This is a genomic window from Vibrio sp. MED222 (assembly GCF_000153005.1).
Classification (GTDB): Bacteria; Pseudomonadota; Gammaproteobacteria; order Enterobacterales; family Vibrionaceae; genus Vibrio; species Vibrio tasmaniensis_A.
This window is the reverse complement of sequence record NZ_CH902611.1, coordinates 281,406-294,413: the sequence shown is the minus strand read 5'-3', so window position 1 is coordinate 294,413 and position 13,008 is coordinate 281,406. Positions and strand designations below refer to the sequence as shown.

The following is a 13,008-nucleotide window of genomic DNA, read 5'->3' as shown; positions in this document are numbered from 1 at the left end:
ATCGAATCGTTCGAACAAAAGACGTACAAGTGAAATGCCAATGTGACGAAAAACACACAGTTACCAACAAGTATTTAACTTATGAAACAGGATTGATCCAGATCAGTGAATTGATAACACCAGTTAATACACTAACTCGTGTCATATAACTTTGAGGTATACACATGGACTTTTGGCTAGAACTCCTATTTGGTAATGCGGTGGGGCTATCTTCAATGATAGTAATATTCGGGGCTCTGGGTCTCATGATGTTCTATGGAGGCTTCTTCATCTACAAAGTTATGACTGAAAAATCTCCTCACTAGAATCGCTCAGCCTAAATCATCTACTTTTAAGTATCATTTTCTTTAGGTAGATGTAAAAACGCTTTGCACCGGAGCCGACTTAGTGTCTTCTCCGGTTTTTTCATTTTTAAACCCGGCCTCAACTTAGGTATACTTACCCTATCCTTATCCAACTTGAGATACACACTATGTCTCATGATGACGACTTAGATCTATTCCAAGAAATGATGGGCGATGTTAAACGTATCGACCATGACACCGCCGAACACCAGAAAGTACACCGAGTCACAGAATCTCACCTTGCTAAGCGTGAAGCCGCTATGTGGCTGTCTGACGACGAGAAAGACTACTTATCATTAGACTACTCTCCAATGATCAAACCTGACGATGTCATTGCTTATAAGAAAGATGGTGTACAAGAAGGCGTATACAAAAAGCTGCGCTTGGGCAAGTATCCAATTCAAGCCAAACTCGACCTTCACAGGAAAACATTGAAAGACGCTCGTAACGAAGTACTCTCATTTTTGCGTCAGTGTTTAAGAATGGATGTTCGTACCGTTATCATTGTCCACGGTAAAGGTGAGCGTTCGAATCCACCAGCAATGATGAAAAGCTACGTGGCAAATTGGCTAACACAAATTAACGATGTTCAATGTGTTCATTCAGCTCAGCAATTTCACGGTGGTACAGGCGCGGTCTATGTCATGCTCAGAAAGAGTAATGACAAAAAGCTAGAGAACAGAGAGCGCCATCAAAAGCGCAGCAGTTGATAAGTTGAGATAGATAATTAAGCTAATAGCGGTCTTGCATCAAGAGCGATATTTCGTGCCTAGACTCACACCAAGTGCTAAAATTGTTCTCAGTTAACGAATCCCAACTCAAAGCAACTATTCAGAGGTTGCTTTTTGTTTATCTATATTTCCGTTGTGAAACGCTAAGAGAATATCATGTCACAAGAATCCCAAGCTAAACGCCTTAATAAATACATCAGTGAAACTGGTTTTTGCTCACGCCGCGAAGCCGACAAACTCATTGATGCTGGCCGAGTTACTATTAACGGTAAGATCCCTGAAATGGGCACTAAAGTCTTGCCTGGTGATGATGTTGAGATCGACAATAAACCTGTTCGTTCAAGAGAAAAGCCGATCTACATTGCTCTTAATAAACCAACAGGTATCACCTGTACTACTGAGCGTGATATTCCAGGCAACATCGTCGACTTTATCGGCCACCACAAACGTATATTCCCTATTGGTCGTCTAGATAAGCCTTCTGATGGTCTTATCTTCTTGACCAACGACGGCGATATCGTAAACAAAATCCTACGTGCAGGTAACAACCACGAAAAAGAATACGTGGTTCGTGTAGATAAACCTATTACGACTGAGTTCTTGAAGCAAATGGGCGCTGGCGTTCATATTCTCGACACTGTTACCTTGCCATGTAAGGTAGAGAAAGAGACCAAGTTCTCGTTTCGCATCACATTAACGCAAGGCCTTAACCGTCAGATTCGCCGTATGTGTGAAGCCCTCGGATATGAAGTCTTTAAGCTTCGCCGTGTTCGTATTATGAACATCTCATTAGACGGCATTCCTAACGGAAAATGGCGCTACCTGAGCGACGAAGAGATTACTGAAATCTTGGCGATGTGTGAAGGCTCAGTAAGTACTGAAGATGCGTCAAAAATGAACGCGAAAGGTCAACGCATTCGTAAAGCGACTGACGCGAAACTTTTTGATAGCCGTGAAGAGAACCAAACTTCAACAGCGCGCCGTAATCAAAACGAGAACCGTACTCGCACTTATCGCGGTAACAATGCGGATGAATTCCGTCATGCGCCTAACTCAAAGCGTGGCCGTAACTCATCGAACGGTGAAAGCGGTGGCGGTGGCAATACCGAGAACTGGAAATCAAACTCTCGTTCAGAGCGTTCTAATTCAGATAAAAACCGTTCGGATCGCAATCGCACAGATCGCGACAATAACGAACGTAGAAGCGGTAAACCGACAAACCGCAGTCCAGATTCAAACAGACCGAACAAGCCTGTAACGAAACGTGTTGGTGGTACTTTAGGTTTGAAAAAGTAGTCAGAATCCTTTCAAAACGGGACTGTCGATAAAGAAACGCCCGCTAGATTAGTCTAGCGGGCGTTTTATTTATGATCATGTACGTTTATCGTTATAGAAAGCACAAGCTACAGGCATAATTCAGCAAACTGACCACGCGTAAGTAGTACTAAGTCTTTCGGGTCTAGCTCGATCTCTAACCCTCTCTTCCCTGCACTCACGCATATCGTTTCAAAATCGGTAGCGCTGGAATGAACAAAGGTAGGCAATGCTTTTTTCTGACCAAGAGGACTGATTCCTCCCACCACATAACCTGTCGTTTTCTGAGCAATATCTGGATCAGCCATCTCTGCTTTTTTACCTTTTGCCGCTTTTGCTGCAAACTTTAGATTTAGCTTCTGATCGACGGGAATAACGGCAACCGCCAAATCTTTCGCCACACCATTCAAGCTGAACAAAAGCGTTTTGAATACACGTTTGGGATCTTGACCAAGCGCTTCGACAGCCTCTAATCCATAATTCGTGTTATTCGCATCATGATGATACTGATGCACACTGTGAGCGATTTTCTTTTTCTTGGCGAGATTGATTGCAGGGGTCATAACAAATCCAAACGATAGATAAACAAAAAGCGACGCCGAGGCGTCGCTTTAGTTAAATTTATCATGGTGCTAGAGTCAATCTAATTTAGCACCTAGTGATTCAATTAACTGGGTTCAATTACTTGTAAACCATTTGACCTGAAGGCGCGTACTTGTTCACATCAACAGGGCTGTTTGCTTCTAGGTACTCTTTTAGTACTTCAGCGTCAACAAAACCTGTGTTCACAAAGCCAGGGTGATCAGACAGTTTAGGGTAACCGTCACCGCCAGCAGCGTTAAAGCTTGGTACCGTAAAGCGGTATGTTTCATCTAAACGAAGCTGCTTGCCACCGATGAAGACATTCGATACTTCACCGTCAGCGACAGTCATAGAAATACCTGCAAACTGTGCATAAGCACCTGAATCAACAGGTTTAGTCGCCACTACGTTTAGGTAATCTAGAACTTCTTTACCTGTCATATCAGTGTAAGTCAGGATGTTTGCAAAAGGCTGTACTGTTAGTACATCTTTATAAGTCACATCGCCGGCTTCAATTGAGTCACGAACGCCACCAGAGTTCATCACAGCGAAGTCTGCTTTTGCACGCTCCATGTGAGAAGTAGCAATCAAACGCCCCAGATTAGTTTGTTGGAAGCGAACTACGTTACGGTCACCTTCAAGCTTGCCATTTGTCTCAGCGATTTGAACTTCTAACTGAGCTTGGCCCTGTTCTTGGAAAGGACGTAGGAATTCAAGCAGCTCTGGATCTTGTGCGATTTCATCTTGAATAAGAACTCGTTGCTTCTTGCCGTCAATCTTAACTTTCTTCTTAAGGTTAACGGGAACCAAGTCGTAGCTCACCATCTCTAGTTCGCCGTTACGGAATTCGTAATCAGCACGGCCTACGTACTTGCCCCACTCGTGAGCTTGAACGATGTAAGTACCGTTTTGAACGTCTGGTTTACACTCATCACCCGGCTTGAAGTTTTGCTTCGCAACGTTAGGGCCTTCCATACATACAGGCTCTTGAGAGTGACCACCAACGATCATATCTAGATCGCCTTCATTTAGGTAACGAGCTAGTGCTACATCACCCGGAGCATTAACACCACGCTGACCATTTTCGTAGTGACCCATGTGAGTCACAGCGAAGATTAGGTCTGGTTTTTCTGTTTCTTTAAGTTCAGCGATCAGTTTCTTCGCTTCTTCTTTAGGGTCACGGAAATCGATACCAGCAATAAATTCTGGGTTACCAATTTTCGCAGTATCTTCAGTCGTTAGACCGATAACAGCAATCTTGATACCTTGCTTTTCAAACATCTCGTAAGCTTGGAATTTACGTTCGCCTGTCGCTTTGTCGTAGATGTTTGCAGATAGCATTGGGAAGTTTGCCCAGTCGATCTGTTTTTGCAGTACGTCTAGTGAGTTATCGAACTCGTGGTTACCTAATGCCATTGCATCGTAACCAATTTTATTCATACCTTTAAAATCAGGTTCTGCATCCTGAAGGTCTGACTCTGGTACACCCGTGTTGATGTCACCGCCAGATAGAAGCAACACGCTACCGCCTTCTGCTTCAACTTCTGCACGAAGTTGGTCAACAAGCGTTTTACGTGCAGACATGCCGTATTCGCCGTATTTGTTCTGCCAAAAACGACCATGGTTGTCGTTCGTATGCAGGATAGTTAGCTTATAAGTTTCGTCTTGGTTCCAATCATGAGCTGATTGAGACGCACATCCAGCCAAAGTAGCTAGGATTGCAGCACTTAGTGCTGTCTTTAGAATAAGGCGTTGCTTCATTGTCATACCTTTGAACTTTTTAGGGGAATCCACTGCTTTCTATAATCCATTGCGACTCCTTGTCTGGAGTTCGAACAATAAGACTTCAACATGACTAATCTTAAATTAACATTCTAAATGTAACACGACGATTTCATATTTATGTCGAATTGGTCACGCATGAATCAACAGTTAAGTGTAACAAAATTATGAGATTACACTCAAACTTCCCCTGCATCACAGGCAATCGTTTACTTATAAAGTGTGATGAATGTCAGCAATTCACTACAAACAGGACAGACCTCACACACCTATACCGCTTTCTTAGGGAATCAGAGGCTCTGTTAACAAGGGTTTAATCGCCTATCGTGGATTGACGCACTGCAAAACAAGTTCGTGAACAGCCAGACAGACAGCTTAGTCATAGCCCAAATAGGCCGAGGCTTCGGTGAACTAAACGGATGTTCCACTAAAAAACGCCCAACTCTAAGAGTTGGGCGTTTGTCTATTACAATCAAATAACGAGTTAATACTCTCTAGTTAATACTAGTGACTTAACATCAGATAAAACTATTTGATTTCGATGTGCTCGAAGCCTTTGATAAGGTCATCAAGTGCTTTCATCTGCTTCAAGAACGGTTCTAGCTTATCTAGCGGTAGCGCCGATGGGCCATCACATCGTGCTTGATCAGGGTTAGGGTGAGCCTCAAGAAATAGACCAGCAATACCCGTCGCAATACCCGCTTTAGCTAGTTCAACCGTTTGCTCACGACGACCGCCAGATGCAGCACCTGATGGATCACGCATTTGAAGCGCGTGAGTCACATCAAAGATGATTGGGCTACCGTTTGATGATTTCTTCATCACACCAAAACCAAGCATATCAACTACTAGGTTGTCATAACCCATGCAAGAACCGCGTTCACAAAGAATGATGTTGTCGTTGCCGCACTCAGCAAACTTATCAACGATATTACCCACTTGATCTGGGCTCATGAACTGAGGCTTCTTCACATTGATAACCGCGCCAGTCTTAGCCATTGCTTCAACAAGATCAGTTTGACGAGCAAGGAACGCTGGAAGCTGGATTACATCAACCACATCAGCAACAGGCTGAGCTTGCGCTTCAGTGTGAATATCAGTGATGATCTTCACGCCAAAGGTATCTTTCAGCTCTTGGAAAATTTTAAGACCTTCTTCCATGCCAGGACCACGGTATGAGTGAACTGAGCTACGGTTTGCTTTGTCGAAAGACGCCTTAAATACATAAGGGATACCCAGCTTCTCTGTTACTTTCACGTAGTGCTCACAGATCTGCATAGCTAGATCGCGAGATTCAAGAACGTTCATACCTGCAAATAGCGTAAATGGCTTGTCATTAGCAATTGGCATATTGCCAATGTGAACTGTTTTCTGTTCCATCATATTCTCTCTAAATAATTATTAATTAGTGAACAACCACTGTCTTTTCGTTCATGACGTTCACTTGAGATTTTAGTAGCTCAGATGCAGGGTCATCTGGGCATTGGTCGATAAAATATTGATAATCCGTAGCAGCGACCTGATGACAGTCTAGCTGCTGATAAATAAAGCCGCGGTCGCGGATTTCATACGGGTCATCCGGCACAAACGTTAACGCAAGATCAGTACACTTCAATGCAAGCGTATAACGCTCTTCTCGCAATAATGCACTCTTAAGCAACGCTAGCCACTTACCAATGATCGTTGGGTGGTCAGCAACCTCTAAGTGTTCAGCCTTCACCTTAGCTAGTGGGCCATCATGCCCAATAAGCCATGCTCGTAAAGTTTGCACGCCAACGTACTCGCCGTTGTACGGGTTAATGTATACAGCAGCTTGCCCGAACCAACTCACTTTAAGTAAGAATTGAGTTGGGAAAGATACGCCTTCAACAGGGAAGCCTAACTTGCGACCTAGGTAAAGAAAGATCGCACCAAGACTCACTGGAATGCCTTTTTTTCTCTCAAGTACTTTATCGATAAATGCGTTTTCCGAAGAAAAATACGCATCTTTATCCCCAGCAAAACCCCACTCATAAAAGAATAGTCGAATAAAGGATTCAAACTTCTGCTGTTCATCCGTTTCGTTAACCAAAGCAAACTCGGCGTCTTTTAACAATCTCGCCAACTCTTGTTCTGCCCAACTGTCTTGAGTTTCTGGGTTAATCGCTTTATTTAAGATCAATGCACCTTCAGCTAACTCTAGCTGGTCAAAGTCTTCATCAAAAAATTCGTACATAGGTAGTTAACCGAAATAAGGAGATAATTAACCGAAAAATGTTGGTGTCTTCGTCATTGCAATTTTACCTGCCATCGCTAACCAGCCAAGCGCACCAAAGAAAGAGAACACTCTCAGTAGCTTGTTTTTACCTAGCTTAAGCGCAAAGAAGCCCAATGCGATGTAAGCCATAACACAGGTTAGTTTTTCGGTTAACCAGGGTGCTGCTGGTGTAAATGGAATAAAGCCAGTGATAAAAATCAAACCAATACCCGAAAGCAACAGCAATGAGTCATTGATATGAGGGAAACGCTGTAAGAAAGGATGCTTAAGCTTCGGTGAGTTAGCCATCATAAGAGCGAAACGAATCGAAAGAAGCAGTGCGCTTATAGCAATCGTTAATAGGTGAAAATGTTTTAGACCTTCGTACATGGTATTCCTTTATATTTTTATATGTCTTTCGTTAACACGAGCCACACAATACCCGTTAATGCTCTGTAGTTCTGCGTAAAATCTCTGTATTTCTGCGTTAAATGCATTATCGAGTTAAGTGTATTTTCGAGTTAAAGGTATCAATTTAGCAAGTTAATCATCTATTGCTCACAAGATGATTAACAGCAGCCTATGAACAGTAACGACCCAATGTCACTCGGTCATTACCACCATAATCTTTCTCTGTCACAACATCGAGATATCCGAGCGCCAGCATAATCTCACGTACAGCTAAACCTTGGTCGTAACCGTGTTCAAACGCTAACCAACCTTCGTTTTCTAAAAAGCTTCGTGCATTTTCAGAGATGTATCGAATATCAGCTAAACCTTTCTCTTCAGCAACTAACGCTGTGATCGGTTCAAAACGCACATCACCTTGAGATAAATGAGGGTCATTCTTCTCAATGTAAGGTGGGTTAGAGACAATCAACGAGAACTTCACAGCTTTTTCTTCAGAATTCACCGAGTTCAAAGGTTCAAACCAACTGCCATGTAAAAAAGTGGCGTTAGTGATATTTAATCGCTGAGCGTTTTCTGTCGCAAGTTGCTGCGCTTCCGGACGAAGATCAATTCCCGTCACTGGTCGGTTCGACATCTCAGACGCCAATGCCAAAGCAATCGCACCTGTACCAGTTCCTAAATCGAGAATCGCACCTTGCTTGCCATACGTTTTGTCTAACGCCACTTCAACCAAACGTTCCGTATCTGGACGCGGGATTAAAGTAGAAGGAGAGACTTTTAACGGCAGCGACCAAAACTCACGTTCACCAACAATATAAGCCACAGGCTCACCGGTTAAGCGACGTTTTAGAAGGGTATGGAATTCGGATTCTTGTTCTGAAGTGAGATGCTTCTCAGGCCAAGTCAGTAGGTAAGATCTAGGTTTATCTAAGGCGTGACAAAGCAGTACCGCAGCATCAATCGAGGGCGATGTGTTATCGCCCTCTTGAAGCTGTACGATTGCTGACTTTAAAGCACTTTCAACCGTATATGCTGACTGCATAGTAATTAGTTGTGCTCAGCAAGTGCTGCTAGTTGATCTGCTTGGTGCTCTTGTAAAACAGGATCAAGCAGGCTTTGCATATCACCCTCTAGAACTTCGTTCAGGCGGTAGATAGTTAAGTTGATGCGGTGATCAGAAACACGGCCTTGAGGGTAGTTGTACGTACGAATACGGTCACTACGGTCACCAGAACCTAATAGGTTACGACGTGTATCTGAAATCGCGGCAGCACGACGCTCTTCTTCAGCTTGAACGATACGAGCCGCAAGAACAGCCATCGCTTTCGCTTTGTTTTTATGCTGAGAACGCTCGTCTTGACACTCTACTACTGTACCTGTAGGTAAGTGAGTAATACGGATTGCTGAATCCGTGGTGTTAACGTGCTGACCACCCGCGCCAGATGCACGGAAAGTATCAATCTTAAGGTCGCCAGCTTTGATCTCTGGCAGATCCGCTTCTGGAATCTCAGGCATAACCGCAACAGTACATGCTGATGTATGAACACGACCTTGAGATTCCGTCTCCGGTACACGTTGTACACGGTGACCGCCAGACTCGAACTTCATTGTGCCGTAAACAGCGTCGCCACTGATTTTAGCGATCATCTCTTTAAAGCCGCCCTGCTCTGAAACATTGCTGCTCATCACTTCGACGCGCCAGCCTTTTTTCTCGGCAAACTTAGAGTACATACGGAAAAGGTTACCTGCAAAGATCCCCGCTTCATCACCACCTGCGCCGGCACGAATCTCTAAGAAGCAGTTACGCTCATCGTTTGGATCTTTTGGAATCAGAAGAATTTGCAGCTCATCAGTCAGACGTTCAATGTTAGCTTTCGCATCTTTGATTTCTTCTTGAGCCATTTCACGCATTTCTGCGTCGTCTTCATTTGCCATCTCTTCAGCAGCTTCTAAATCTTCTTGAGCTTGCTGGTATGATTTAAAGCACCCCGTCACCTCTTCTAATTGAGAATACTCTTTTGACAAGGCACGGAATTTATCTTGATTCCCAAGTACATCGGGATCACCAAGTAGATGTTGAACTTCTTCATAGCGTTCAACAAGTGTTTCAAGCTTTATTAGAATCGAGGCTTTCATAATGTCTTATTCTGTTGGAGGTCGAATATTATTGAGGGTTTTCTAAGCCCAAACTCTGTCTAATGACCGTTAATTTTGCAGGTTCTCCTTGCTCTGCTGCACTTTGGAGTGCACGCGTTGGAGCATGGATCAATTTGTTTGTGAGCTTGTTACTTAGCTCAAGTAAAACTTTTTCAGGGTCACCGCCAGCGGCAAGTGATTGTAAACTCTTACTTAATAATTCTTCTCGGATTTCATTGGCCGATTTGCGATAGTCACGAATACTGTCTACCGCTTGCAGTGAGCGCATCCAACTCATGAATGCTGCACTTTCTTCACTAACGATAGCTTCCGCTTGAATCGCTTCCACTTTACGTTGTTCAATGTTGCCATCAACAATCGACTGCAGATCATCAACGGAATATAGGTAAGCATCATTCAGATCGCCTACCTGAGACTCAACGTCTCGGGGAACAGCAATATCAACCAACAACATCGGCTGATGTTTTCTTGTCTTAAGTGCGGTCTCAACCATTCCCTTCCCAATAATAGGCAGTGGACTAGCGGTTGAGCTGATCACGATATCCGCTCGATGCAGGTGATCGGGGATTTCATTGAGGCTAATCACTTCAGCACCAAACTCTTCAGCGAGCCCTAAAGCACGCTCACGAGTTCGGTTGGCCACAATCATCTTGGTGCAACCATTCGCTGAAAGGTGTTTTGCCACCAATTCAATCGTCTCACCCGCACCTACTAATAACACCGTTGATTCAGCAATCGACTCAAAGATGTGTTTGGCTAATGTGCAAGCTGCGTAAGCAACTGAAACCGCGCTTCCGCCAATTTCAGTTTCAGTTCGAACACGCTTAGCGACAGAAAATGATTTCTGAAACAGTTTTTCCATTGAAGCATCAACAGATTTGTTATCTCGGGAATCTGTATAAGCTTGCTTCACCTGACCTAAAATCTGTGGTTCACCCAACACCAGAGAGTCCAAACCACAGGCAACGCGCATTAAGTGCTTAATCGCGGCTTGTTCTTCATGGATGTAGATACTCGGTTTTAATTCTTCAGGGCTAACTTGATGAAATACAGACAGCCAATCGATCAACTTGTTTTTTGCCACGCCTTTGACGTCACAATACACTTCAGTTCGATTACAGGTAGAAAGTATGACACTTCCATTTACGTGTGCATTTGCGTTAAGTTGCTTAAGTGCCTCAGATAATTTATCTGGACCAAAAGCGACTTTTTCTCGCAATTCAACCGACGCTGTATTGTGATTGATACCTACGGCAAGCAAAGACATGTATCAGAAGTTCTCGATCAGGGAATGGAAACAAGGGGCGAATTTTACTTGATGCATGGCTCTATTTAAAGAGCAAGCGGGATTTGTTTTCCTGAGTTCGTGAATTCAATGCTATAGTTGAGACGTTTTTTAGATAAATTTGAACAAGTTGTGAGCAAATATGAGCAAGCTTCGAAAAATCACGTCTCTTATTTTTTTGACCATCATTATGGTGGGTTGCTCGTCTATCCCAGAACAACCGACCAGCGTTGAGTGGCAAAGTCACCAAAGCAGGCTTTTACAGATAGAAAACTATCAAGCTTCAGGCAAGCTCGCTTACATTTCTCCAGAGCAACGCCAAAGCCTAAACTTCATATGGAAGCACTCCCCAAATCAAAGCCAATTAAGACTGACCACTTTCCTTGGTCAAACCGCCTTGAACCTTACAATTGACAGTTTGGGTGCAAAAGTCGTGACTTATGATGATCAAGTATTCACCCATGCAAGTGCATCTGTATTAGTAGAGCAACTTACTGGATTGCAGATCCCCATTGATCACCTACCACAATGGTTCCTTGGCATTCCCGACCAAGCAGATAGCTACCAACTCAACAGCACCAACACGCTTGAATCTCTGTCTAAACACGTCAGCAGTCAATTATGGACACTGAATTTTGCTAACTATCGCAATACAGAGATGCCGAGTAAACTATTATCTGGTGAAGACAACAAGAACTCTAGTGAAGACAACACTAAGGTAGAGACAATCCCACTCCCTACTCGATTGTCATTCAAGCAAGACGAGAACAAAATCAACATTGTAGTTTCGAAGTGGACACTGAAAAAATGATAACAACGCCAACGCACTGGCCTTCTCCGGCTAAACTGAATTTATTTCTCTATATCACTGGCCAACGCGACAATGGCTATCATGAACTTCAGACCCTATTTCAGTTTGTCGACTTTGGCGATGAACTTACGGTTACCGCAAACCGAGAAACAAGCTCGATAACAATAACCCCTGAAATTCCAGGCGTTCCGACAGAAGATAACCTGATTTGGAAAGCCGCAACTGCCCTCCAACAATACACATCGACGACTTTCGGTGCGGATATTGAGTTAAAGAAAGTGCTTCCTATGGGAGGTGGCATTGGTGGAGGTTCTTCAAATGCTGCGACCGTGTTAGTCGCTCTCAACCATTTATGGCAACTCAACCTTTCTGATAATCAGCTAGCAGAGATCGGTTTGAAGCTTGGTGCAGACGTTCCTGTCTTCGTTAAAGGCCATGCTGCCTTTGCTGAAGGGGTTGGAGAACAACTGCAACCCGCCAATCCGGATGAAAAATGGTATCTCGTTGTTAAACCTCAAGTGAGCATAGCAACTGCAGACATATTCACACATTCAGAATTAACTCGAAATACGCCGAAGCGAGCACTATCAACGCTTCTAGAGCAAGAATACGTAAACGATTGCGAAAAAATTGTGCGAATGCTGTACCCAGAGGTTGATAAGCAACTTTCATGGCTGCTACAATACGCGCCGTCGAGATTGACTGGTACAGGTTCGTGCGTTTTTGCTGAATTTAGCAGCAAAAAAGAAGCCGAACTGGTGCTAGAGCAACTACCTGACACAGTTTCCGCGTTTGTCGCGAAAGGACGAAACATTTCGCCTTTGAAAGAAACTTTGGCTGAATACCAATCAGCCCACCCACAATCTATTTAAAACTGGACGCAACCCGAGGTTTCCACCGTGCCTGATATGAAGCTATTTGCTGGTAACGCAACACCTGAACTAGCCCAACGTATTGCTGATCGTCTATACATCTCTCTTGGCGATGCTACTGTAGACCGTTTTTCTGATGGCGAAGTCGCTGTTCAAATCAATGAAAACGTTCGTGGTAGCGATGTATTCCTGATTCAATCAACTTGTGCACCAACCAATGACAACCTTATGGAATTGGTGGTAATGATTGACGCAATGCGCCGTGCTTCTGCTGGCCGTATTACTGCTGTAATCCCTTACTTCGGTTATGCCCGTCAAGATCGTCGTGTACGTTCTGCTCGTGTGCCTATTACTGCAAAAGTTGTTGCAGATTTCCTTTCTAACGTTGGTGTTGACCGCGTTTTGACTATCGACCTACACGCAGAGCAAATCCAAGGCTTCTTCGATGTACCTGTTGATAACATTTTCGGCACTCCAGTTCTT

At 43.8% G+C, this 13,008-nt stretch carries 14 protein-coding genes; 6 read left to right on the top strand and 8 right to left on the bottom strand.

Features of this window, described 5'->3' with window-relative positions; genetic code table 11:
- Nucleotides 1-164: 164 nt before the first annotated feature.
- From MED222_RS22140 to rluF, 3 genes are all read left to right on the top strand, one after another.
- Nucleotides 165-305: a DUF3149 domain-containing protein gene (locus MED222_RS22140; protein WP_004736246.1), complete on the top strand. Its 141-nt coding sequence runs from the start codon at nucleotides 165-167 to the stop codon at nucleotides 303-305.
- A gap of 167 nt (nucleotides 306-472) precedes the next feature.
- Nucleotides 473-1,054, top strand: coding sequence for a DNA endonuclease SmrA (smrA, locus tag MED222_RS01780; protein WP_009848720.1), 582 nt, complete (start codon nucleotides 473-475; stop codon nucleotides 1,052-1,054).
- Nucleotides 1,055-1,231: 177 nt separating this feature from the next.
- Nucleotides 1,232-2,371 carry a 23S rRNA pseudouridine(2604) synthase RluF gene (gene rluF / locus MED222_RS01785; RefSeq protein ID WP_009848721.1) on the top strand — a complete coding sequence of 380 codons (1,140 nt, stop codon included), beginning with the start codon at nucleotides 1,232-1,234 and terminating at the stop codon, nucleotides 2,369-2,371.
- A gap of 107 nt (nucleotides 2,372-2,478) precedes the next feature.
- Here rluF and ybaK read toward each other — a convergent pair whose 3' ends face one another.
- The 8 genes from ybaK to hemA all read right to left on the bottom strand — a co-directional run bounded on the left by ybaK (nucleotide 2,479) and on the right by hemA (nucleotide 10,824).
- Complete coding sequence (gene ybaK, locus MED222_RS01790; protein WP_009848722.1) at nucleotides 2,479-2,952, bottom strand: Cys-tRNA(Pro) deacylase; 474 nt, start codon at nucleotides 2,950-2,952, stop codon at nucleotides 2,479-2,481.
- A 118-nt stretch (nucleotides 2,953-3,070) separates the two neighbouring features.
- A complete protein-coding gene (gene ushA, locus MED222_RS01795; RefSeq protein ID WP_029223112.1) occupies nucleotides 3,071-4,732 on the bottom strand; it encodes a bifunctional UDP-sugar hydrolase/5'-nucleotidase UshA in 1,662 nt (553 codons plus the stop codon).
- 549 nt (nucleotides 4,733-5,281) lie between these two features.
- On the bottom strand, nucleotides 5,282-6,136 hold the full coding sequence (kdsA, locus tag MED222_RS01800) for a 3-deoxy-8-phosphooctulonate synthase (RefSeq protein WP_083784152.1): 855 nt from the start codon (nucleotides 6,134-6,136) through the stop codon (nucleotides 5,282-5,284).
- 22 nt (nucleotides 6,137-6,158) lie between these two features.
- Nucleotides 6,159-6,968, bottom strand: coding sequence for a SirB1 family protein (locus MED222_RS01805; RefSeq protein ID WP_009848725.1), 810 nt, complete (start codon nucleotides 6,966-6,968; stop codon nucleotides 6,159-6,161).
- Between the two features lie 27 nt (nucleotides 6,969-6,995).
- Entirely contained in the window at nucleotides 6,996-7,379 is a 384-nt protein-coding gene (locus tag MED222_RS01810) for a SirB2 family protein (RefSeq protein ID WP_009848726.1), read from the bottom strand.
- 190 nt (nucleotides 7,380-7,569) lie between these two features.
- The gene (gene prmC, locus MED222_RS01815) at nucleotides 7,570-8,442 is read right to left on the bottom strand and encodes a peptide chain release factor N(5)-glutamine methyltransferase (protein WP_009848727.1); all 873 of its coding nucleotides are present in this window, start codon (nucleotides 8,440-8,442) and stop codon (nucleotides 7,570-7,572) included.
- Nucleotides 8,443-8,447: 5 nt separating this feature from the next.
- On the bottom strand, nucleotides 8,448-9,536 hold the full coding sequence (prfA, locus tag MED222_RS01820; protein ID WP_009848728.1) for a peptide chain release factor 1: 1,089 nt from the start codon (nucleotides 9,534-9,536) through the stop codon (nucleotides 8,448-8,450).
- A 28-nt stretch (nucleotides 9,537-9,564) separates the two neighbouring features.
- Nucleotides 9,565-10,824: a glutamyl-tRNA reductase gene (gene hemA, locus MED222_RS01825; protein ID WP_009848729.1), complete on the bottom strand. Its 1,260-nt coding sequence runs from the start codon at nucleotides 10,822-10,824 to the stop codon at nucleotides 9,565-9,567.
- Nucleotides 10,825-10,984: 160 nt separating this feature from the next.
- Between hemA and lolB the strand changes: the two genes are divergently transcribed.
- The 3 genes from lolB to prs form a co-directional block, all read left to right on the top strand.
- Complete coding sequence (gene lolB, locus MED222_RS01830) at nucleotides 10,985-11,653, top strand: lipoprotein insertase outer membrane protein LolB (protein WP_009848730.1); 669 nt, start codon at nucleotides 10,985-10,987, stop codon at nucleotides 11,651-11,653.
- Nucleotides 11,650-12,525: a 4-(cytidine 5'-diphospho)-2-C-methyl-D-erythritol kinase gene (ispE, locus tag MED222_RS01835; protein ID WP_009848731.1), complete on the top strand. Its 876-nt coding sequence runs from the start codon at nucleotides 11,650-11,652 to the stop codon at nucleotides 12,523-12,525. Before lolB ends, ispE begins: the two co-directional genes overlap by 4 nt.
- A gap of 27 nt (nucleotides 12,526-12,552) precedes the next feature.
- Nucleotides 12,553-13,008, top strand: a 456-nt coding sequence (gene prs, locus MED222_RS01840; protein WP_009848732.1) for a ribose-phosphate diphosphokinase, incomplete at its 3' end; no start/stop codon positions are given.

Excerpts from the sequence above, each read along its gene's own strand:
- MED222_RS22140 (WP_004736246.1), top strand. The coding sequence starts at position 165 with ATGGACTTTTGGCTAGAACTCCTATTTGGTAATGCGGTGGGGCTATCT.
- smrA (WP_009848720.1), top strand. The coding sequence starts at position 473 with ATGTCTCATGATGACGACTTAGATCTATTCCAAGAAATGATGGGCGAT.
- rluF (WP_009848721.1), top strand. The coding sequence starts at position 1,232 with ATGTCACAAGAATCCCAAGCTAAACGCCTTAATAAATACATCAGTGAA.
- ybaK (WP_009848722.1), bottom strand. The coding sequence starts at position 2,952 with ATGACCCCTGCAATCAATCTCGCCAAGAAAAAGAAAATCGCTCACAGT.
- ushA (WP_029223112.1), bottom strand. The coding sequence starts at position 4,732 with ATGAAGCAACGCCTTATTCTAAAGACAGCACTAAGTGCTGCAATCCTA.
- kdsA (WP_083784152.1), bottom strand. The coding sequence starts at position 6,136 with ATGATGGAACAGAAAACAGTTCACATTGGCAATATGCCAATTGCTAAT.
- MED222_RS01805 (WP_009848725.1), bottom strand. The coding sequence starts at position 6,968 with ATGTACGAATTTTTTGATGAAGACTTTGACCAGCTAGAGTTAGCTGAA.
- MED222_RS01810 (WP_009848726.1), bottom strand. The coding sequence starts at position 7,379 with ATGTACGAAGGTCTAAAACATTTTCACCTATTAACGATTGCTATAAGC.
- prmC (WP_009848727.1), bottom strand. The coding sequence starts at position 8,442 with ATGCAGTCAGCATATACGGTTGAAAGTGCTTTAAAGTCAGCAATCGTA.
- prfA (WP_009848728.1), bottom strand. The coding sequence starts at position 9,536 with ATGAAAGCCTCGATTCTAATAAAGCTTGAAACACTTGTTGAACGCTAT.
- hemA (WP_009848729.1), bottom strand. The coding sequence starts at position 10,824 with ATGTCTTTGCTTGCCGTAGGTATCAATCACAATACAGCGTCGGTTGAA.
- lolB (WP_009848730.1), top strand. The coding sequence starts at position 10,985 with ATGAGCAAGCTTCGAAAAATCACGTCTCTTATTTTTTTGACCATCATT.
- ispE (WP_009848731.1), top strand. The coding sequence starts at position 11,650 with ATGATAACAACGCCAACGCACTGGCCTTCTCCGGCTAAACTGAATTTA.